This window comes from Streptomyces tsukubensis (assembly GCF_003932715.1).
Lineage (GTDB): Bacteria > Actinomycetota > Actinomycetes > Streptomycetales > Streptomycetaceae > Streptomyces > Streptomyces tsukubensis.
The window spans coordinates 3637031-3657996 of sequence record NZ_CP020700.1 but is presented as its reverse complement, the minus strand read 5'-3'; the positions used below and the strand labels follow the sequence as shown (position 1 = coordinate 3657996).

The 20966-nt window shown below is 71.5% G+C and carries 20 protein-coding genes; 7 read left to right on the top strand and 13 right to left on the bottom strand.

Going from position 1 to position 20966, the window contains the following annotated elements; translation table 11 throughout:
• Positions 1-102: 102 nt before the first annotated feature.
• From B7R87_RS14630 to B7R87_RS14605, 6 genes are all read right to left on the bottom strand, one after another.
• The gene (locus tag B7R87_RS14630) at positions 103-1665 is read right to left on the bottom strand and encodes a type VI secretion protein (RefSeq protein WP_391118622.1); all 1563 of its coding nucleotides are present in this window, start codon (positions 1663-1665) and stop codon (positions 103-105) included.
• Between the two features lies 1 nt (position 1666).
• Positions 1667-3088 carry an ATP-binding protein gene (locus B7R87_RS14625; protein ID WP_006348302.1) on the bottom strand — a complete coding sequence of 474 codons (1422 nt, stop codon included), beginning with the start codon at positions 3086-3088 and terminating at the stop codon, positions 1667-1669.
• Between the two features lie 8 nt (positions 3089-3096).
• Positions 3097-4650, bottom strand: a complete 1554-nt coding sequence (locus B7R87_RS14620; protein WP_006348303.1) for an SCO6880 family protein — start codon at positions 4648-4650, stop codon at positions 3097-3099.
• Complete coding sequence (locus B7R87_RS14615) at positions 4647-6038, bottom strand: hypothetical protein (protein ID WP_006348304.1); 1392 nt, start codon at positions 6036-6038, stop codon at positions 4647-4649. The genes B7R87_RS14620 and B7R87_RS14615 overlap by 4 nt, the downstream gene beginning before the upstream one ends.
• On the bottom strand, positions 6028-6864 hold the full coding sequence (locus B7R87_RS14610) for a hypothetical protein (RefSeq protein WP_006348305.1): 837 nt from the start codon (positions 6862-6864) through the stop codon (positions 6028-6030). Before B7R87_RS14610 ends, B7R87_RS14615 begins: the two co-directional genes overlap by 11 nt.
• A gap of 298 nt (positions 6865-7162) precedes the next feature.
• Positions 7163-7471 (bottom strand): hypothetical protein, encoded by a 309-nt coding sequence (locus B7R87_RS14605; RefSeq protein WP_006348306.1) that lies wholly within the window; start codon positions 7469-7471, stop codon positions 7163-7165.
• 555 nt (positions 7472-8026) lie between these two features.
• Between B7R87_RS14605 and B7R87_RS14600 the strand changes: the two genes are divergently transcribed.
• Together B7R87_RS14600 and B7R87_RS14595 are read left to right on the top strand one after the other, a co-directional pair.
• The gene (locus tag B7R87_RS14600) at positions 8027-9043 is read left to right on the top strand and encodes a C40 family peptidase (protein WP_006348307.1); all 1017 of its coding nucleotides are present in this window, start codon (positions 8027-8029) and stop codon (positions 9041-9043) included.
• 547 nt (positions 9044-9590) lie between these two features.
• Positions 9591-10373: a phosphatase PAP2 family protein gene (locus B7R87_RS14595; protein WP_078902272.1), complete on the top strand. Its 783-nt coding sequence runs from the start codon at positions 9591-9593 to the stop codon at positions 10371-10373.
• A 284-nt stretch (positions 10374-10657) separates the two neighbouring features.
• Here the strand turns inward: B7R87_RS14595 and B7R87_RS14590 are convergent, their stop codons facing one another.
• From B7R87_RS14590 to B7R87_RS14580, 3 genes are all read right to left on the bottom strand, one after another.
• Entirely contained in the window at positions 10658-10906 is a 249-nt protein-coding gene (locus B7R87_RS14590; RefSeq protein WP_006348309.1) for a hypothetical protein, read from the bottom strand.
• 148 nt (positions 10907-11054) lie between these two features.
• Entirely contained in the window at positions 11055-12656 is a 1602-nt protein-coding gene (locus B7R87_RS14585; protein ID WP_006348310.1) for an FAD-binding oxidoreductase, read from the bottom strand.
• A 122-nt stretch (positions 12657-12778) separates the two neighbouring features.
• Positions 12779-12982, bottom strand: a complete 204-nt coding sequence (locus B7R87_RS14580; RefSeq protein ID WP_130585391.1) for a hypothetical protein — start codon at positions 12980-12982, stop codon at positions 12779-12781.
• 321 nt (positions 12983-13303) lie between these two features.
• On the opposite strand from B7R87_RS14580, the gene B7R87_RS14575 reads away from it, so the two are divergent.
• Together B7R87_RS14575 and B7R87_RS33115 are read left to right on the top strand one after the other, a co-directional pair.
• The gene (locus tag B7R87_RS14575) at positions 13304-14146 is read left to right on the top strand and encodes a hypothetical protein (protein ID WP_006348311.1); all 843 of its coding nucleotides are present in this window, start codon (positions 13304-13306) and stop codon (positions 14144-14146) included.
• An 80-nt stretch (positions 14147-14226) separates the two neighbouring features.
• The gene (locus B7R87_RS33115; protein ID WP_006348312.1) at positions 14227-14403 is read left to right on the top strand and encodes a hypothetical protein; all 177 of its coding nucleotides are present in this window, start codon (positions 14227-14229) and stop codon (positions 14401-14403) included.
• A gap of 394 nt (positions 14404-14797) precedes the next feature.
• On the opposite strand, the gene B7R87_RS14570 is transcribed toward B7R87_RS33115, so the two are convergent.
• Complete coding sequence (locus B7R87_RS14570; protein WP_006348313.1) at positions 14798-15160, bottom strand: metal-sensitive transcriptional regulator; 363 nt, start codon at positions 15158-15160, stop codon at positions 14798-14800.
• A 398-nt stretch (positions 15161-15558) separates the two neighbouring features.
• Between B7R87_RS14570 and B7R87_RS14565 the strand changes: the two genes are divergently transcribed.
• The 3 genes from B7R87_RS14565 (at position 15559) to B7R87_RS14555 (ending at position 17729) form a co-directional block, all read left to right on the top strand.
• The gene (locus B7R87_RS14565) at positions 15559-16179 is read left to right on the top strand and encodes a DUF47 domain-containing protein (protein WP_006348314.1); all 621 of its coding nucleotides are present in this window, start codon (positions 15559-15561) and stop codon (positions 16177-16179) included.
• Positions 16180-16185: 6 nt separating this feature from the next.
• Positions 16186-17187, top strand: a complete 1002-nt coding sequence (locus B7R87_RS14560; RefSeq protein ID WP_006348315.1) for an inorganic phosphate transporter — start codon at positions 16186-16188, stop codon at positions 17185-17187.
• A gap of 101 nt (positions 17188-17288) precedes the next feature.
• Complete coding sequence (locus tag B7R87_RS14555) at positions 17289-17729, top strand: hypothetical protein (protein ID WP_006348316.1); 441 nt, start codon at positions 17289-17291, stop codon at positions 17727-17729.
• A 151-nt stretch (positions 17730-17880) separates the two neighbouring features.
• Here B7R87_RS14555 and pstB read toward each other — a convergent pair whose 3' ends face one another.
• The 3 genes from pstB to pstC are packed head-to-tail and all read right to left on the bottom strand — an operon-like array spanning position 17881 to position 20782.
• On the bottom strand, positions 17881-18657 hold the full coding sequence (pstB, locus tag B7R87_RS14550; protein WP_006348317.1) for a phosphate ABC transporter ATP-binding protein PstB: 777 nt from the start codon (positions 18655-18657) through the stop codon (positions 17881-17883).
• Between the two features lie 29 nt (positions 18658-18686).
• Positions 18687-19766, bottom strand: a complete 1080-nt coding sequence (gene pstA / locus B7R87_RS14545) for a phosphate ABC transporter permease PstA (RefSeq protein ID WP_006348318.1) — start codon at positions 19764-19766, stop codon at positions 18687-18689.
• Positions 19763-20782 carry a phosphate ABC transporter permease subunit PstC gene (pstC, locus tag B7R87_RS14540; protein WP_040915760.1) on the bottom strand — a complete coding sequence of 340 codons (1020 nt, stop codon included), beginning with the start codon at positions 20780-20782 and terminating at the stop codon, positions 19763-19765. The genes pstA and pstC overlap by 4 nt, the downstream gene beginning before the upstream one ends.
• Positions 20783-20966: the final 184 nt, after the last annotated feature.

The window sequence follows — 20966 nt, the reverse complement described above, 5'->3', positions numbered from 1 at the left end:
CCGATGCTGGTCCGTGGCGGGTGCCTGATCGTCCGACCGTGGACGGTATCCGGGGCGGGGGCGTACCACCCCGGTACTACGTACTGCGCGGCGCTGTAGGGGTCAGCGGGGGAGGGTGTCCTGCCAGCGGGACCGGGCCTGCTCGGGGGAGCGGAGCAGGACGTACGCGGGCAGGCCGGTGGCCGGGCCCGAGGCGAGGAGCGCGGGGAGCTGGGGGAGCGGGGCGACGGCCGCCGCGTCGTCGAGGACGAGGGTCAGTGGTGGGTCGAGCCGGCCGGCGGATGACCGTGCGGCCATGCGGCGGCCGTGCTCGACCACGTCTGAAGCCAGTGCCGTCAGCAGTGGCATCGCTCCGGGGTGGGCCCTGGGGTCTTCCTGGGGTTCTCCCACCAGATAAAGGGTTCCCCCTTCGTTGATAAATGATTCCAAGGCGAGGGCATCAGTTCGATTGGGAGTGCATGCCTCGCGGATATGGATGGAGGAGAGCGACGACAGGGCGCGGGCGACCAGTTGCTGGGCGATCTCGCGGCGTTCGGGGTGGGCGGTGAGCGCGGCTTCCAGCAGACCGGCGAGTCCGGCGGTCGCTTTGGTGTGGGTGCGCAGGATCCGTACGGACTCCTGGGTGTTGATGCCCTGGGCCCAGCGGTGGACCTGCTTGAAGGGGCGGCCGTCCACGGCGGCCGCGTGCAGCCAGCAGTGCAGCAGGGTCTCCGCGGTGTCGGCCATGGCCGCGTCGATCCGGGCGTGCGGGCGGACGGGGGCGAGCAGGGCGACGGCCCGGTCCCGGGCCGTCGGTGCGTCCTCGCAGTGTGCGGTGGGGGACCAGTGGAGCCGGGCGGGGGTGTCGCAGAGATGGCCCGGGTCGTAGACGTGGACCGGGCCGAGTTTGGCGCGGGCGTCCTTGGTCTCGGCCCAGACCGACGGGTCGGAGGTGACCACCAGCAGGGGGCCTTCGGCGTCCCGGACGGCTCCGAGGGCGGTGGGGCGGCGGGCGTCGGGGCCGCCGAAGAAGACGGCGGGGCGGGGGGCCGGGACGGCCGGGTCCGCGGTGGCCGTCTCCCGGGCCGGGGCGGGCGGTTCCGCTTCCCGGTGGGGTTCCGGTTCGGGGGCAGGCTTGCCCAGGTCGAGGGGGGTGGAGGGGGTGGCCGGTTGCGGGTGTTGCTGGTGCGGTACGGCGGGCGGGATGGTGTCCTCGTACCCGTACGGGCTCCGCCGCTCCTCCTCCTGCTGCCGCGTCCGCTCGTCGAGCCGGGCCCTGCGGACCGCCTTCCAGCGGGCCAGCGTGCCGACGGTGAATACGGCCAGCACGAACAGGATCATCACCTGGCCGATGACGAGGCCCCAGAACAGTCCGTACCCGGACAGTTCTCCCGGTGGGGTTTCGGGCCAGGCGGGCGGCAGTTCGTCCGGTGCGCCGATCAGGGAGCGCAGGGCCCGGGGCGCACGGCTGAAGGAGACCCCCGACGGCCACGAGCCGTGCGCCAGCAGGCCCGCGAGGCCCGTCGACGACCAGACCAGGAAGAGCGCGGCGGCCGCGGCGCCGATCAGCCCGGCGATCAGTCCGTCGGGGACCCCGCCGCCGGGCCGGCGGGCGGCGCCGCCCGGCCCCGGCGGGCCGTAGCCGTGCCCGCCGGCTCCGGGGCCGTGCTGAGGGTGGTGCCGCACGTCAGGCGACCGTCGACTCGGAGGACGCGCTGTCGTCGTACTGCCTGCGACGCCGTTCGATCAGGGCCGCCCGCTGCTCCGCCTCCCACTCCGCGGCTTCGATCTCCTCGGGGAGCGGCCGGGACGATTCCGTCATGGCCCGGTCGGTGAAGACCAGTGGTCGTTCGGCCTCGGTGACCAGGTGTTTGACGACCTGGACATTGCCGTTGACGTCCCAGACGGCGATACCGGGGGTGAGGGTCGGGATGATCTCGACGGCCCAGCGGGGCAGGCCGAGGACCAGTCCGGTGGCCCGGGCCTCGTCGGCTTTCTGGGCGTAGATGGTCCTCGTCGACGCCATCTTCAGGATCGCGGCGGCCTCCTTCGCGGCGGCGCCGTCCACGACGTCGGAGAGATGGTGGACGACGGCGACGAAGGAGAGTCCGAGGCGGCGGCCGAACTTCAGCAGCCGCTGGAACAGCTGGGCGACGAAGGGGCTGTTGATGATGTGCCAGGCCTCTTCGACCAGGAAGATGCGCTTCTTCCGGTCGGGCCTGATCCAGGTGTGCTCCAGCCAGACCCCGACGATCGCCATCAGGATCGGCATGGCGATGGAGTTGCGGTCGATATGGGAGAGGTCGAAGACGATCAGTGGGGCGTCGAGGTCGATGCCGACCGTCGTCGGGCCGTCGAACATACCGCGGAGGTCACCGTCGACGAGCCGGTCGAGGACGAGGGCGACATCGAGGCCCCAGGCCCGGACGTCGTCTATGTCGACGTTCATCGACTCGGCGGACTCGGCCTCCGGGTGGCGCAGCTGCTCCACGATGTCGGTGAGGACGGGCTGCCGGTCGGTGATGGTCTCGTTGACGTAGGCGTGGGCGACCTTCAGCGCGAAACCGGAACGCTCGTCGAGACCGTGGCCCATCGCGACCTCGATGATGGTCCGCAGCAGGGCGAGCTGGCCGGTGGTGGTGATCGCCGGGTCCAGCGGATTGAGCCGGATCCCGCCGTCGAGCGCGGTCATCGGGTCGAGCCGGATGGGGGTGATGCCCACCTGCTCGGCGACGAGGTTCCACTCACCGACACCGTCCTCGCCCTGGGCGTCGAGGACGACGACCTGGCGGTCGCGGAACCGGAGCTGCCGCAGGACGTACGTCTTCTCCAGGGCCGACTTGCCGTTCCCGGACTCGCCGAGGACCAGCCAGTGGGGGGCGGGGAGCTGCTGCCCGTACAGCTGGAAGGGGTCGTAGATATAGCCCTTGCCGCTGTAGACCTCCCGGCCGATGATCACACCGGAGTCTCCGAGGCCGGGTGCGGCCGTCGGCAGATAGACGGCCTGGGCCTGGCCGGTGGAGGTGCGCACGGGCAGCCGGGTGGTCTCGACCTTGCCGAAGACGAAGGAGGTGAACGCCTCGGTGACGCTGGACAGCGGATCTCGCACAGTGGCCCCTAACGGCGGATGCCGGTCGCGAACGGCAGCGTGTTCACAAAGGCCCGGTGGTGCTCGCGGTCGCACCACTCCAGCTTCAGATACGACTTGCCGGCCGACGCCCGGATCGTCCGCTTGTCCCGGGCCAGGGCCTCGGGCGAGCGGGACGACACGGTGATGTACCCGACGAGGTTGACTCCCGCCGCGCCGGAGGCGAGATCTTCACCCCGCTGGTCGAGCCGGCCGTGGGCGGCGATGTCCCGGGGGTCGACGGTGCGGTTCATCTTGGCGGCGCGGCTGGCGTCGGCCTCGTCGTTGGTCTTCTCGGTGAGCATGCGCTCGATGGCGACCTCGGTGGGTTCGAGGTCCATCGTGACCGCGACGGTACGGATCACGTCCGGGGTGTGGACGAGGAGCGGGGCGAGGAAGTTGACACCGACGGGGGTCATCGGCCACTCCTTCACCCAGGCGGTGGCGTGGCACCAGGGGGCGCGGGTCGCGGACTCGCGGGTCTTGGCCTGGAGATAGGTGGGCTCCATGGCGTCGAGCTCGGCGGGCCAGGCGTTCCGCTTGGTCATGGCCTGGATGTGGTCGATGGGGTGGTCCGGGTCGTACATCGAGTGCACCAGGGACGCGAGGCGGCCCTGTCCCAGGGGCTGGCGGACCCGGATGTCGGCCTCGGCGAGGCGGGCGCAGATATCGGTCAGCTCACGGGCCATCACGACCGCGAGCCCGGCGTCCTTGTCGAGCTTGCGGCCCTTGTTGGTGTGGCGGGAGGCGCGGGCCATGGCCTGTGCCTCGGCGGCCAGTTCCCGGGTGTAGTGCATACAGGCGACGAGATAGGCGCGGTGCTGCTCGCTGGAGGTGGAGACCATCGACTGGAGCTGGTCGTAGGAGTCGCGCAGCCAGGCGGGGGAGCGTTCGTCGCCGCGCTGGGCGACGTCCTTGGCGTGGGCGTCGGGGTCGGCGGGCAGGGTGCGGGCCAGCATCTGGATGCGGGTGACGAAGCCGTCTCCGTTGGCGACGTGCTTGAGGAGGGTGCCGAAACGGTCGACCAGGGCTTCCTGGTCCTCGCTGTCGCGGAGTCCGACGCCGGGTCCTTCGATTTCGATGGCGGCGGTGACGGTACGGCGGTCGGCGTGGAGGAGTACGGCGATCTCGTCGGGGCCGAAGGGGGCGGAGAGCCAGCTGATGCGGCCGATACCGGGCGGCGGGCCGATTTCGACCTCGCGGCCGTCGAGGCGGGTGCCGGCTTCGGCGGCGGTGGAGCGGTAGACCGTACCGGAGCGCAGGGTCCGCTTGAAGCTGCGGTTGATCTCGAACCAGCGGTAGAAGGTGCGGTGTTTGTACGGGAGGTAGACGGCGGCCAGCGCGATCAGCGGAAAGCCCATCAGCAGGGCGATCCGCGGGACGAGATAGGGGACCAGCAGTCCGCTCATCATGCCGAGGAACGCACCGGCGATGATCAGGGCGATCTCGCCGGTTTCGCGGTTCTTGCCGATGATCGCGTTCGGCCGGGCCCGGCCGATGAGATACGTGCGGCGGGGCGCGATGGGATGGGACTGGGTGGTCAACGCCCTCCACCTCCTGTGCCGGTGCTGTTGCGGTTGCTGTGCGGGGTGTTGGTGCTGGGGGCGCTGCTACGGGGCGGGGGCGCGGCGGCTCCGCCCGTACCGCCGCCGGTGGGGCGGCTGCCGTGGGCGGCGACTCCGCCGCCGACGGGGTTGGCGGGGCGGGCCGCGGCGCTGCCGGAGCTTTCGCCGCCGGGGGTGCTGCGGGCGCTGTGGGTCTTGATGCCCTGGGAGACCAGGGCGGCGGGGGAGCTGATGACGGCGGCGGCGCGGTTCTCGACGCCGCCCTGGAGCCGGTTGTTGCGGGCGGCGACGATCTCGTCGCCGAAGCCGGGCACGAAGCGGTAGATCATCGCGGAGGCGACGATCGCCAGGATCACGATGGCGAGTCCGGAGACGACGGCGGAGAAGGCGTCGGGGCCGTCGTCGCCCGCGAGGGCGCCTGCCAGCCCGAGGACGATCAGGATGACCGGTTTGACCAGGATGATCGCGATCATCAGACCGGCCCAGCGGCGGACGTGGCCCCACATGTTCTTGTCGACGAGACCGGCGTAGACGACGACGCCGAGGAGGGCGCCGACGTACAGCAGGACGGCGCGGATGAACAGCTCCAGATAGAGCACTCCGGCGGCCAGGATCGTCACCATCGAGACGACGATCAGCATGATCGGGCCGCCGCCGATGTCGTTGCCCCGCTTCAGCGCCTCGGAGAAGGAGCCGAAGAACTGTTCGGTCTCGTCCTTGGTGCCGCCCGCGATGACCTCGGAGATTCCGTCGGTGGCGGAGACCAAGGTGTAGAGGAGGAGGGGGGTGAAGGCGGAGGCGAGGACCGTGAGCCAGAGGAAGCCGACGGCCTCGGAGATCGCGGTGAGGAGCGGGACGCCGCGGATGGCGCGTTTGGCGACCGCCAGCAGCCAGATGATCAGGGTGAGGATGGTGGCGGCGGCGAAGACGACGGCGTACTGGGAGAGGAAGGTGGGGTTGGTGAAGTCGACGGTCGCGGTGGACTTCACGGCCTTGGCGAGGGTGTCGACGGTCCAGGCGGCGGCTTCGGCGCAGCCGCGCCCGAGGATCATCAGGGGGGAGTCGGCGATGTCACCGGGGGTGGAGGTGGTTCCGGCGGAGCCTTCGCCGTTGCACAGGTCACGGGCCTGCCCGCTGATGGCGTCGCACTCGTTGTTGCTCGGCCGTGGGCTGGGAGTGGTCGCGGGGGTCGGCTCCGCGGCCGCGTAAGGCGCGAGCAGCAGTACGGAAGCGGGGACGGCGACCGCGAGGAGCGCCGCTGCCCGGGCGCGGCCCGGGCGGTGACGGGCCGGAGTCCGTGCGATGGCCCCGGTGCTCCGGCGCGAGTCGCCGGGTCGACTGGTCAGGGGAGAGTGGCTACCGGGCATGGGTGAAGCCTCCGTATCCCGCGACTGCACCGGCGATCTCCTCGGCCGAGGAGGCGCGGTTGTCACCGTTGATCGGTGTGGGGCCCTCGCGCTGCGACGTCGAGGCGATCTTCCAGTCGCCGTCGGCCCAGGTGAGCTTCTGGGTCAGGGTGAACCAGGAGGAGGTGACCGGCTTGGTGGAGTTGGGGCCGGCCAACCCGATGAGGCCGGTGCTCCATACCTCGACCGTCATCGTGTCGCCCTTCTGTTCCGTGACCTTCGTGCCCACGGGGACGGTACGGGAGACGAAGGTGAGGCCCTCCGGGGCGGTCCCGTCCTCCTTGAGGCCGACGGTGCCGAAGAACTGCGGAGAGTAGGCCTTGGCCATGGTGCTCAGCAGGCTCTCCACGACGCCGGGGGCGTAGAGGGCCTCCACGATCCGGCGGCGGCTCTCGGTGCGGAACATGCCGTCGGAGCCGAGGACGACCGCGTAGTTCGCGGCCGCGCTCTGCGCGCCCTGCGCGTTGCGCGCATAGCCGGTGGGGATGCCGTCCGTCCTGCCCTTGACCGGGTCGACGCCGGTGGGGGCCGTCGGGGAGGTGCCCTTGGCGCCCGTGGCACCGCCGCCGCCCTCGGGGCCGCCGTCGTTGCCGCCCTGGTTGGCGAAGGCGATCGCGGCGATGAGGAGCACCACGATGCCGACGACGGTGATGAGGGAGCGCGAGGGGCGGGCCGGGCGGCGGGGAGTGCCGTCGAGGTCGTCGTCGTAGGCGCCGGGCAGGCGGGTACGGGTCCGGCCCGAGCCGCCGTAGGGGTCGTCGGGGCCGTGGTCGTCGGCGGGGGTCATCGCGCCGCCTTCCCCTCGTGCCCCCGGTGGCCCCGGCACTCCGCGGCGGGCGTCGAAGGCCGCCGCCCGGTGCCGTACGGGACGGCCGGGCGGTGACCGGCCGTCAAGTGCACGCGGCGCGCGGCGCGCTCGGGGCACGCCGACGGTGCCGGGCGCGACCGGAGCGGCCGGTACGGCCGGTGCGACGGGAACGGCGGGGGCATGAGGGGCATCGGGGGGTCGCAACCTCTGAGGGTGGTCCGGGCTCTCGGTCGGCTGGCGGAACGGGTGGGTCAGTACGTACGGGGGAGGGGTCGGGTCAGACGGCCATCCCGTACACGATGGTGAACAAGGTCCCCAGTGACCCGATGATGAAGACTCCGGTCAGCCCCGCCACGATCAGGCCCTTGCCCTGCTCGGCACTGAAGGTGTCCCGGAGCGCGGTCGCTCCGATGCGCTGCTTGGCCGCGCCCCAGATCGCGATGCCGAGGCAGATGAGAATGGCGATCGCCATCACCACTTCGATCATCACCCGGGCCTCGTTCCCCAGGCTCCCGAACGGGCCCCAGTTCGGCGCGATGCCGCCGATGATGGTGTTGATGTCGCCCTTTTCGGCTGCCAGGATCATGTGTAACTCACCGCCCCTGTCGGGTTTTTCGCCGCCCGTGCCCCTCGGCATGGGCCATCGCTCTATCTTCGCTGATGAAACCGCCCGCGTATGCCGACTTGGCGGGTCTCTTTACCCGATCTCCGCACGTATGACCGATCGCTGCCGCCCTGACCTGCGGTGAAGCGGATCGGGTTCACCGCGAGGAGCCCGTACCGTCACTCTGTGTATCACGCTGCGTGACTCCGGGCAATGACTGTCGTTGTTCCACCTTTGGGGCGCTCCTCACGTTTCGGACGGGCCGGGGCACGTGTGCCGCCATGCTGACGGCGGGTCACGGCCCGGAACAGGGCGCACGGGGAGCGCAGGGAGGGAGGGGCCGCCCGGCCGGGGCCGTGGGCTCCGCCGGGGTACGGAACCGGGCCCCGGCGGGCGCAGGGGCGCGGGCCGCCGTGCCGAGGCGCGCGTCCCCGTCCACCTGCTGAACCGGCCGTCACCCACCTACACTGGCGCTCGTCGGGCTCCGGAATTCCGGCCCGGACCCGGGAAACTCGGCAGGGCGAAGGGCGGTTGACGGTGCGTAAGGCGTGGCTCGTCGCCGGCATCTCCATCGGAGGGTGTACGGCCTTCCTCGCCCTGCTCGTCGTCGGCACCTACTCGCTGACCGCCGGGGCGACCGGCTTCGGCGGCTCGGGCGGCGGCCGGGTGGCGCTCGCCAAGGGCGCCGTACCGGCCCGCTACCAGGCCCTCGTGCAGAAGTGGGGCAATCTCTGCCCGGCCATCAACCCGGCGCTGCTGGCCGCCCAGCTGTACCAGGAGTCCGGCTGGAACCCGCGGGCCCAGAGCCATGCGGCGGCGCAGGGCATCGCCCAGTTCATCCCCGGCACCTGGGCCGCGCACGGTGTGGACGGCGACGGCGACGGCGACCGGGACGTCTGGGACCCCGCCGACGCGATCCCGTCCGCCGCGACCTACGACTGCAAGATCGCCGGATATGTGAAGAGGGCGCCCGGGGATCCGACGAACAACATGCTCGCCGCGTACAACGCGGGGGCGTACGCGGTCATCAGGTACGGCGGGGTGCCGCCGTACAAGGAGACCCAGAACTATGTACGGATCATCCGCACCCTGGAGAAGAGCTTCGCCCGCCCGGTCGGCCGGGTCGACCCGTCCCGGCAGGCGGCGGGCGCGATCAACTTCTCCCAGCAGCAGCTCGGCAAGAAGTACCTCTGGGGCGGCAACGGCACCCCCGAGCAGGACGGGCGGTTCGATTGCTCCGGTCTGACCCAGGCCGCGTACCGGACCGTCGGGATCGAACTGCCGCGGGTGGCGAACGACCAGTACAACGCCGGACCGCACCCCCCGCGGAACGAGCTGCTCCCCGGTGACCTGGTCTTCTTCTCGGACGACCTCACCAACTCGCGGGCCATCCGGCACGTGGGCATCTACGTCGGAGGCGGCTACATGATCAACGCCCCGAGACCCGGTGCCGTGATCCGGTTCGACAAGATCGACACCCCGGACTACTTCGGGGCGACCAGAGTCACCGAGGATGGCGCGAAATCGCTGCCGAAGCATCCGCCGTCCGCCTGATGCCCTCCCCGACCGCTCCCCCGACCGCTCCCGGCGCGCCCCCGGACCGCCGGGCGCACCCCGGGACGCTGGCCGAAAAGCCCCGGCCGGGAGCGCCCGGGACAGCCCGGCCGAGGGCCCGGAGACGGCACTGAGCTGCGATGACGTGTTTCTCTTCGATAACGTCATGGTGATCGTTCGGTGGAGAGCGGAACGCAAGCGCTCGGCGGGCCGTTCCCTGAACGGAGCGGCCCGGGCGACCGGGCGCAGGCCACCGGACCGGGGCCGTGACCGGAACCGGCACCGGCCGGCGGGCGTCGGACACCGTGCGGGCGTCGGACACTGTTCCGGTGCCGGGCGCACCGTTCCGGCGCCGTACGGCGGTGTGCCGCACGCACACCGGCCGGTGGACCGTGCCCGGAACAACAGGACAAGCAGGATGAGCAGGGCAGCGGGACAGCGGCACAACGGGGGCTGACGGTGCGCGCCGTGCGCGGGCGCGCCGCCGTTGACAACAGGGCAATCGAAGGCCGTACAAGGGCCGATGGAAGGCAAGGGGCCGCAGCAGATGGCTGGACTCGCCACAGGGGTATCCCCGGCGGCGTCGGAGACGGTTTCGGTGGGGACGGTGTCCCTGGCGGAGTCGGGAGGGGCTGCAGGGGCCGATGTCGGCCTGCTCCACGACATCAACGGCCTGGCGAAGGCCGCCCCGCCGTGGTTCGACCGCATCATGGGCTTCATCGGCGAGTACGGGATCATGCTCGGGCTCGTCGTCGTCGGCCTCTGGGCCTGGTGGTCCCTCCGCAAGCGCGGTACGGCGGAGGACTCGATCGCCGGGTTCTCCGCACTGGTCTGGGCGCCGCTGTCGGCCGCCGTCGCCCTGGTGATCAACATCCCGATCCGCGGCTTCGTGGAGAGACCGCGGCCGTTCGTGCACGACAAGTCGCTGGAGGTCCTCGTCCAGGGGAAGACGGACTACTCGTTCGTCAGCGACCACTCGACGATGGCGATGGCGATCGCCGTCGGCATCTTCCTCGCCCACCGCAGGCTCGGCTGGGCCGCGCTCGGCCTCGCCTTCGCCGAGGGCTTCCTCCGTATCTACATGGGTGTTCACTACCCCACCGACGTGATCGGCGGCTTCGCCCTCGGTACGGCCGTGACCCTGCTGCTCGCCCCGCTGGCCCAACTGCTGCTCACCCCGGTGACGCGGGCGATCGCCGGGTCCGCGAAGGGCCGCTGGATGGTGCGCTCCAAGGCGGCCCCCGAAGACCCGTCCACCGGCCGCTCGGCCCCCCTGGGCATCCCGGAGCCGCGCGCCGACGGCACGGGCGAGAAGGGCCTGGCGGCCTGACGGTGTGACGGTCTGACGGCCGAGGTTGCAGTTGCCCCCGGGCCCGGCCCGGCAGCACCGGACCCGGTGCGCGGTGCCGGGTGCCCGATCGTCCGGTGCCCGCCGGTCTCATGGCCATGGGAGAACCAGAACCGTGAGACCGGTCGGCACGACGGACAGGGCCGGTCTTTCCGGGTGGCTCTGTACCCGGTCACTGGCCCGCACGGTCGACGCCCGACGGGCCGCAAGCCCATGGGCACGTCCGCCGCTGCGAAGACCCTGCTGCCCGGCCCCCCGGGCCCGCCTCAGCGGCGGCGCCTGCGGCGGCGTTCGTGGCGGCGGACTATCAGGACGGTGGCCGCCGCGGCCACGATTCCCGTCGCGCCCACGGACAGCGTGCTCTCTATCGGGCCCTCCGGTTTGGACGCCACGGACGGCCCCGGCGGTGCGGCTGTCGGCAGGGCGCTCGCGGCGGTCGGGGGCAGGACGACCGCGAGAGCGGTGATGGTCGTGGCCGTGGCTATTCGGGCCGCGGCGGCCGGGAATCCGGGCATGAGGACCTCTTCGGCTGATTTCGTTACGGGGATCGGGGCACGGAGGTACGGCACCGGAGCACCGGCCGCGTACCCCCGCCCCACTGCCCACCTCACCCGCCCCGCCCCGGCCCGGCCATCCGGCGGCCCCCGTTGGAGCGACCCGCCCTCACAGTCCCTGCGGGAAACCGAAGATCCCCTCCGGGTCGTACTGCGCCTTCAGCATCCCCAGCCGCGCCGCCGCCGGACCGTAGTAGGCGCGGCGCCAGTCCCGCAGTCCGGCGTCCGGATAGTTCTGGTACGCGGCCCCCGAAGCCCAGCTCCGCAGCGCCCCATGCGTTCCGCGCAGCCACGCGCGCTGCGGTGCCCCCGCCGCCCCGGCCGCCCACGAAGCGGTGTACTGCGCCAGGACCCGGGAGCGGCGGTGCACGAACGCCGTCGCCGACGGCGGGACCCGGTTGACCGCCCCGCCGAGCGCCGTGAGCAGCACCGCTCCCTCGGCGCGGCCCGCCGGGAGCCGGGTGAACCGTTCGACGGCGGTGATCAGCGCCCGTACCCCCGCCGCCGGAAGCTCCCGGTCGAAGAAGTCGGAAGCGGACGCGTACGTCTCCCGCGGCAGCACCCCCGCCCGGCTGCGCCCCGGCAGCGCGCCCGGCAGCGCGCACTGGTCCTCCTCCAGCCCGCCGCAGCCCGCGTAGCCGAGCATGGCGTCGAGATGGGGGCGCGGACGCAGGGACACCGAGGACACCGGGGCCGCGGAGGCCCCCGCGCGGTCCGTGAGCCGGTCGACGGCGTTGCGCAGCCCGCCCTCCGTGCCCAGCGAGAGCGCCGAGACCGAGAAGGTCGGCTCGCCGCCGGGACCGGCGACCAGATGGCAGCCGGACCAGATCTCGTCCGGCAGACCGGGCGCCCACCCCTGCCAGGCCGTCAGCACCGCCGCGGCCCGCGACCACGGCCAGGACAGATGGCCGACGACCACCTCCGGTGCCGGATGGGTACGGAACCGGAGCGCGGTGACGACGCCGAAGTTGCCGCCGCCCGCGCCCCGCAGCGCCCAGAACAGCGCGGGTTCCCGCTCCGCGCTCACCTCCCGTATCCGTCCGTCGGCCGTGACGATCGTTGCCGCGGTGAGGTTGTCGCAGGTCAGCCCGTACGCCCGGGAGGTGACCCCATGGCCGCCGCCGAGGGTGAGGCCCGTGACGCCGACCGAGGCGCAGGAACCGGCGGGCACGGTCCTGCCCACCCGGTCGAGGCCGTGGTAGAGGCCGATGATCCGGGCGCCCGCACCGACCGCCGCTGCGTCCCGGCCGTCCGGGGTGACGGAGTCCATCGGTGAGACGTCGATGACGAGCCGGCCGTCCCCCGAGGACCAGCCGCCGTAGGAGTGGCCGCCGTTGCGGACGGCGACGGGCACTCGGTGGGCCCGGGCGAACCGCAGGCACTCCTGGATGTCGGCGGGCCCGTTCACATAGGCGACGGCCGCGGGGCGCAGCCCGTCGAAGCGGGTGTTGTAGAGCTTGCGGGCGGTGGCGTAGTCGGCGTCACCGGGGAGGATCAGCCTGCCGTCGAGTCCGCTGCCGAGGGACCGCCAGGCGGCGGCTCCGGCGCGGGAGGGACGGCCGCCGTGCCCGGGCGACGGGCCGGAAGGCGTGGTGGACGGGCCCGTATGCGTACCCGCGGAGCGCTGAGCGGGTACCCGGCTGCGGTCGGGGGAGCAGGCACCGGCGGCCAGGACGGCCGCCAGTGAGCCGAGGAGTGCGCGCCGGTCCAAAGGGGCCTCCCGGCCGTCGTGTCGTCGGGTCCGCCCGCTTCCGGGAGCAGGATGCGTACTACGGGGATACGTACCCGCGGTCCGGCCGTCTCAACTGCCACCGACTCGGGCGGCGGGAGGCCTTATGCAGAGAGTCCTGTCGCGGCCTCAGCCGCATGGGACGCGGCGTCCGTACGGGCGCGGTCGCGCGAGCGCCGCGCCGGTCCCGACCAGCCGCAGGTGCAGCGGGCCAGGGCGAAGGAGCCGCGTTCCGCGGTGGTCGTCGTGTGGGGGTGGTGCGCCGGGGCGGGCGCGGGACCGTCGTCCGTGGGGGCATGCGGGGGCACCTTCCCACCGTACTGCCGCAGGTCCGCACGGGATACGCGTGGGGCGCTCGGCGCCCGCCCGGTACGGCCCCGCCCACGGGAGGCCGCCCGGCGGGGCGCCGGAGGGCCGTCCCGGGGCGGTCGCCGACCGGCCGTCCGCCGTGGTGCGCTCCGGCGCGCGGAGAGCTTGCGGGCGGCTCGCACCGGGGGAGTACGTGTGCTCCCGGGGCGCCCCCGGCCGGGCGCGGCAGCCGTGTCGGCGGGCTCCGGTGGTCGTTGAACGGGGCGGGCGGACGTCTCTCGTGGCCGGACGGCGGGTCCGGTGTTGGGGGTTGGCAGAGCATGGTGGTGCAGCGGCACGGACACAGGGGCGGGGCGGCCGCCGTCGTCTCCGTCGTCTTCGGGGCCGTTGTGGCCACCGGCTGTTCCGGCGGCGGGGGCGGCCCGCAGGCACCGGACGGCGTGGACGAACGGCCCGGCGGCGGCCACCCGGTGCTCGCCGCCGCCGTGGACGGACTCATCGCCGCGGGCAGCGCCCTGGCCCGGACCTCCATGGAGACCGTCACCGGCGGCACCCGCGTCACCATCCAGGGCGACGGCGGCTATGACTTCCGGCGCCGGATGGGCCGGCTCACCGTGGTGCTCCCCAGGGACCCCGCCGGTGCGGAAGAGCACCTTCCGGTGACCGAGCTGCTCACCCCCGGCGCGCTCTACATGAAGAACCGCGGCGCCGGGGTGCCCGCCGACAAGTGGGTACGGATCGACACGACGACCCTGGAGGACGGCAATCTCGTCACCGGAGGGGCGACCGACCCGCTGGCCGCGGCCGAACTGCTCCGCGGGGCGCGCACCGCGCGGCTCGTCGGGCACGAGAGGTACGAGGGCGCGACGGTCCGCCACTTCCGGGGCACCGCCGATATCGCGTACGCCGCCCGGCGCGCCCGTCCGCATGCGCGCGGGGCGCTCGCGGCGGCGGCGAAAGGGTTCACCACGATGACTGTGCCGTTCGACGCCTACGTGGACGACGAGGGACGGCTGCGGAAGGTGAAGCACCGGTTCAGCTTCAGCAATGGAACCGAGAGCGCCGCGGTCACCTCTACTACGGTGCTCTTCGGTTTCGGAACGCCGGTCACGGTACGGCTGCCCGATCCGGGCGATATTTACTCCGGAAGGATCAGGAGCTAAATGGTCCGGACGTGCCATGCGCGGTCCGTGGAGCACTCCCTACGCTAGGAAGCCGACACCGGAGGAAGAGGTGAACGCACGTGGCTCCGCCCAGTACGACGTTGGTCCAGGACCACGTGGCCCTCGCCGAGATCGAACTGTGTGGCGAGTTGATCATCGCGGCGTCCGCCGCGGACGGGGAGCGGCTGAGTCCGGCCCGTATCGACGAGGTGCTGAAGGTCGCGGCGGAGCGCTCGGCGCTCCCGCGGCAGGACTGACAGCGGACCGGCCGACCGGGCGGTCATGGGGCCGCCCGGCCGGGGACAGCACGGTCAGCACGGCGCAAGGTCCTGGAAACACCGGTCCACCGGAGACACCGGAACACCGGAACACACGGTGGTGGACCGGAACGCCGGGACACCCGGAAACGACGGAGAGCGGTCCGGGGCGGCCCGGGATCCGCTGAGCCGTCCGGGACGGCGGTGCGCGCCGCGCGCCGCGGGAGCAAGGGCGCGAAACGGTGGGGTCCGGCGCAGCCGGCCGGGCGGACCCGCGGATGAAAGGATCCCCGGGTGCGCGGTGGCCCGGCTGCACGGATACGCCGATGGGCAGGAACGCCACACGCTCCTGCCCATCGGCGCTTCTTACGGGAGGGCCCGGCCGGCGGTCCGGTCAGGTACGCATCATCCGGGCGATCGCCTTCGTCGCCTCTTCGACCTTGGCGTCGACCTCGGCGCCGCCCTTGACGGCCGCGTCGGCGACGCAGTGCCGCAGGTGCTCCTCCAGCAGCTGGAGGGCGAAGGACTGGAGCGCCTTCGTCGATGCCGAGACCTGGGTGAGTATGTCGATGCAGTAGACGTCCTCGTCGACCATGCGCTGGAGGCCCCGGATCTGGCCCTCGATCCGGCGCAGGCGCTTGAGGTGCTCGTCCTTCTGCTTGTGGTAGCCGTGGATGCCGTGGTCGTGGTCGGTGACCGGCGCTTCGGCGGCGGAGGGCGCGGTGACCGGGGGGCCGGCCGCCTCGGTGGTCGTCATCGGGTCCTCCCGTTGTCGTGGATACGCGGAGTGATACCGCGTGTACTGCTCTGTACGGATACGCCGTTCAGATCGGGGTTCGTATACCCCTCATGGGTATATGATACCGGCTGGGGCCCGATCACGGGGGAAAGTCCCCCGGGCCCCCTGGGAGAGGACGCGGTACGGACCCCCGGTGGGTGCCCGGCACCCGGTGGGCGTCCCCGGCCGCAGGTCCCGGCCGTGCCCGCCGCGGTCGTCGTGTCCGCCGGGACCGCAGGGGTCCCGGAACCTGCACCGGACGGGCCCCTGCTGATCCGGGCGCCCATCGGCGACACTGAGGAACACCGGTTGGCCGTGGCCGGATGAATGCGCCTAGCATCAGCCTGTCCGAATCCAAAGCACCCCAGGGACCCCACGTGCGATTTCGTCTGACCCCCAGGGAGACGAGCTTCTACGACATGTTCGCGGCTTCCGCGGACAACATCGTCACGGGCTCCAAGCTCCTCATGGAACTGCTCGGGGCCGACGCGTCGTCGCGGAGCGAGATCGCGGAGCGGATGCGGGCCGCGGAACACGCGGGTGACGACGCCACCCATGCCATCTTCCACCAGCTCAACTCCTCGTTCATCACACCGTTCGACCGGCAGGACATCTATGCCCTGGCCTCCTCCCTCGACGACATCATGGACTTCATGGAGGAGGCCGTCGACCTCGTCGTCCTCTACCAGGTCGAAGAGCTGCCCAAGGGCGTCGAGCAGCAGATCGAAGTGCTGGCCCGGGCGGCGGAGCTGACCGCGGAGGCGATGCCGCACCTGCGGACCATGGACAACCTCACCGAGTACTGGATCGAGGTCAACCGCCTGGAGAACCAGGCCGACCAGATCCACCGCAAACTGCTGGCCACCCTCTTCAACGGCAAGTACGACGCCATCGAGGTGCTGAAGCTCAAGCAGATCGTCGACGTCCTGGAGGAGGCGGCGGACGCCTTCGAGCACGTCGCCAACACCGTGGAGACCATCGCGGTCAAGGAGTCCTGAACCTCCGTGGACACCTTCGCGCTGATCGTGACCATCGGTGTCGCGCTCGGATTCACCTACACCAACGGCTTCCACGACTCCGCGAACGCCATTGCGACTTCCGTCTCCACCCGGGCCCTCACCCCGCGGATCGCGCTCGTCATGGCCGCCCTGATGAACCTCGCGGGCGCCTTCCTCGGCCAGAGCGTCGCCAAGACGGTCAGCGAGGGGATCATCGAGACCCCGCCGTCCGGCGGCAGAGGCATGAGCATCCTCTTCGCCGCCCTGCTCGGCGCGATCGTCTGGAACCTCGTCACCTGGTACTTCGGCCTGCCCTCGTCCTCCTCGCACGCCCTCTTCGGCGGCATGGTCGGCGCGGCACTGGCGGGCGGTACGGAGGTCATCTGGTCCGGCGTCCTGGAGAAGATCATCATCCCGATGTTCGTCTCCCCGTTCGTCGGGCTGATCGCGGGCTATCTGGTGATGGTCGCCATCATGTGGATCTTCCGCCGGGCCAACCCCAACAAGGCGCGCCGCGGCTTCCGGATCGCGCAGACCGTCTCCGCGGCGGCGATGGCGCTGGGACACGGCCTCCAGGACGCCCAGAAGACGATGGGCATCGTGGTGATGGCCCTGGTGATCGCGGATGTCCAGCAGTCCGGGGACGAGATCCCGGTCTGGGTGCGGATCGCCTGTGCGGTGATGCTCTCCCTGGGGACGTACGCGGGCGGCTGGCGCATCATGCGCACCCTCGGCCGCAAGATCATCGAACTGGACCCGCCGCAGGGCTTCGCCGCCGAGACCACCGGCGCGTCGATCATGTTCGGCTCGGCGTTCCTCTTCCACGCGCCGATCTCCACCACCCATGTCATCACCTCGGCGATCATGGGCGTGGGCGCGACGAAGCGGGTCAACGCGGTCCGCTGGGGTGTCGCCAAGAACATCGTCCTGGGCTGGTTCATCACCATGCCGGCCGCAGCGGCGGTCGCCGCCGCGGGCTACGGCGTGATCTGGCTGGCCTTCGCCTGACGGCGGGGACGGGTTCCCGGAAGGCCCGTCCCGGGGGTGGTGAAAGCGCTATCGTGAGGGGTGCGATGACCGCTTTATTCCATGATCGTGCAGGAGGGCCTGTGCCCGAGGATCCCATCACCCAGGGCGAAATCGACGCGCTGACGCGCCGCGTCGAGGCCGTCGAGGACCGTGTCGAGTCGCTCCAGGTCCAGACCGGCGGCAACTTCGCGGCTGTTATCGAGGGGCAGGCCGCGCTCCGTCGCGAGGTCCGCGATGGATTCGCGAGAGTCAGTGCCCGATTCGACGGGGTGGATACCCGCTTGAACGGGATGGATACCCGTCTTGGGGGTGTGGAGACCCGCCTGGACGGGATGTATACCCGTCTTGGGGGTGTGGAGACCCGCCTGGACGGGATGGACGCCCGTCTCGGCGGGCTTGAGAACCGATTCGACGGCCTGGACACCCGTTTCGGCGGCCTGGAGCAGAAGATCGACCAGCATCAGGCCCGGATCGTCGAGCTGCTGACGCAGTTGGTCGGACGCGACGCAGACGCGCGCTGACCCCGCCCCACAGAAAAGAGCGCGGGCCCGCCCCCGGGAAGTGGAGGGGCGGGCCCTTCGTCGTGCGGTGGCACCGCCAGGCAGCACCGCAGGACGGTTCGGGTACGGCGCGGCGCGCGGGCGCGCGCCGCGCCGTACAGCAGACGGCGGCTCAGCCGAAGCGGCCGGAGATGTAGTCCTCCGTCGCCTGGACGGACGGGTTGGAGAAGATCCGCTCGGTGTCGTCGATCTCCACGAGCTTGCCCGGCTGGCCCACCGCCGACAGATTGAAGAAGGCGGTACGGTCCGAGACCCGGGCCGCCTGCTGCATGTTGTGCGTGACGATGACGATGGTGAAACGCTCCTTCAGCTCACCGATCAGATCCTCGATGGCGAGGGTGGAGATCGGGTCGAGCGCCGAGCAGGGCTCGTCCATCAGCAGGACGTCCGGTGCCACGGCGATCGCCCGGGCGATGCAGAGCCGCTGCTGCTGGCCGCCGGAGAGGCCCGAGCCGGGCTTGTTCAGCCGGTCCTTGACCTCGTTCCAGAGGTTCGCGCCGCGCAGCGACTTCTCGACGACCTCGTTCAGCTCGTTCTTCTTGTACGAGCCGTTGAGCCGCAGCCCCGCCGCCACATTGTCGAAGATCGACATGGTGGGGAAGGGGTTGGGGCGCTGGAAGACCATGCCGACCGTGCGGCGTACGGCGACGGGGTCGACGGAGGACCCGTACAGGTTCTCGTCGTCCAGCATCACCTTGCCCTCGACCCGGCCGCCCGGGGTCACCTCGTGCATCCGGTTCAGGGTGCGCAGGAAGGTGGACTTGCCGCAGCCGGAGGGGCCGATGAAGGCCGTCACCGAGCGGGGCTCCACGGTCATCGAGATGTCCTCGATGGCCTTGTGGCTCCCGTAGTAGGCGGTCAGTCCGCTGATGTCAATTCGCTTGGCCATGAGTTCACTTCACTTCCCAGTCGCCGCGGTCAGCGGCCGGTCTTCGGGGCCTTCCAGCGGGCGATGCCGCGGGCCACCAGATTGAGGAGCATGACGAAGGCGATCAGGACCAGAGCGGCGGCCCAGGCGCGGTCGTACGACGCCTCGCTGCCGACCCGGTACTGCTCCCAGATGTAGAAGGGGAGCGAGGACTGGGCGCCTTCGAACGGGTTGGTGTTGATGAGCTGGCTCCCGAAGACCAGCAGCATGATCGGGGCGGTCTCGCCCGCGATCCGGGCGACGGCCAGCATCACACCGGTGGTGATGCCGCCGAGCGCGGTCGGGACGACGACCTTCAGGATCGTGCGCCACTTCGGCACGCCGAGCGCCAGGGACGCCTCGCGCAGCTCGTTCGGTACGAGCTTGAGCATCTCCTCCGTGGACCGGACCACGACCGGCAGCATCAGGATCGCCAGCGCCAGCGCGCCCATCAGACCGGACGGCTGCAGCTCGAACATCAGCATGATGGAGAGCAGGAAGAGGCCCGCGACGATCGACGGGATACCGGTCATGACGTCGACGAAGAACGTCACCGCCTTGGCCAGTGCGCCCCGGCCGTACTCGACCAGGTAGATCGCGGTCAGCAGGCCGACCGGCACCGAGATCAGGGCGGCGAGGCCGACCTGCTGGAGGGTGCCGACCAGGGCGTGGTAGACGCCGCCGCCCGCCTCGAAGCCGGGGACCCCGGCCATGGAGTGGGTGAGGAAGTAGCCGTCGAGGACCTTGATGCCCCGGCTGACGGTCACCCAGATCAGGGAGAACAGCGGGATCACGGCGAGGACGAAGCAGACCCAGACGATGCTGGTGGCCACCTTGTCCCGGGCCTGCCGGCGGTTCTCGACGGCCGAGGTGACGGCGTACGAGATCACCATGAAGAACAGGGCCGACAGCAGCGCCCACTGGACCTTGCTGTGCCACCCCGCCGCGGCGCCGAGCCCGCAGCCCAGGGCGATGCCCGCGGCGGCGAAGCCCGCGGGTGCCCAGCGGGGGAGGGAGCGGCCGGTGAGCCGGGCCGCGGCGGGCGCGGACGCCGGCGCCGGGATGCTGTCCTTGGTCGCTGTCTGGCTCATGCGTTGGCCCCCGAGTACTCCTTGCGGCGGGCGATGATCATGCGGGCGCCGCCGTTCACCAGCAGGGTGAGGACGAACAGCACCAGACCGGAGGCGATCAGCGCGTCCCGGCCCAGCTCGTTGGCCTCGTCGAACTTGGCGGCGATGTTCTGGGCGAAGGTGCCGCCGCCCGGATTGAGCAGATGCCCGGAGATCAGGAAGCTCGGGGACAGTACGGTCGCGACGGCCATCGTCTCGCCCAGTGCGCGGCCGAGGCCCAGCATCGACGCCGAGATCACCCCGGAGCGGCCGAACGGCAGCACCGACATCCGGATCACTTCCCAGCGGGTGGCCCCGAGGGCGAGTGCCGCTTCCTCGTGCGCCTTGGGGACCTGGAGGAAGACCTCCCGGCTCACGCTGGTCACGATCGGCAGAATCATGATCGCCAGCAGGATGCCCACGGTGAACAGCGAACGGGCGACGCCGATCTGGGTCTTCTCGAAGATGTACGTCCACGAGAAGAAGTGGTCCAGCCAGAGGTTGAGGCCCTCCAGATACGGGACGAGGAAGAGCGCGCCCCAGATGCCGTAGATGATCGACGGCACGGCGGCCAGCAGATCGACCACGTACGCGATCGGCCCGGCCAGTTTGCGGGGCGCGTAGTGCGAGATGAACAGCGCGATGCCGACGGCGACCGGGACGGCGATCGCCATGGCGATGACCGAGCTGACGACCGTGCCGAAGAGGAGGACCGCGATGCCGAAGACCGGCGGATTGCCCGCCGGGTTCCAGTCGAAGGTGGTGAGGAAGTTCCCCTCGTTCTCCGCGAGGGCGATCGCCGCGCGGTAGGTGAGGAAGACGGCGATCGACGCCATCAGCACCAGCAGGAAGATGCCGGAGCCGCGGGACAGGGCGAGGAACACCTTGTCGCCCGCGCGGCCGGTACCGGCGCTCCTGGCGGCGAGTGCGCCGGTGACCGCCCCGGCGGGTCCGGGGGGCGGGGAGTCCATCGGTTCTATGGGTGTCGTGGAAACCATGGTCTTTCCGGTCTGTGTGGGGGAGGGGTGGCTCCCCTGGCGGCGGTGCACCGGATGGGCGGACGGACAGGGACGTAGCAGGGGGTTCCGGGCCGGACCGGGGGCGGGGCCGCGGGGCGCGGGGGTCACGGGGCGCACCGGGCGGGCCCCGGCGGCCGGGGCGGCGGCCCGGCGGGGCGGCCCG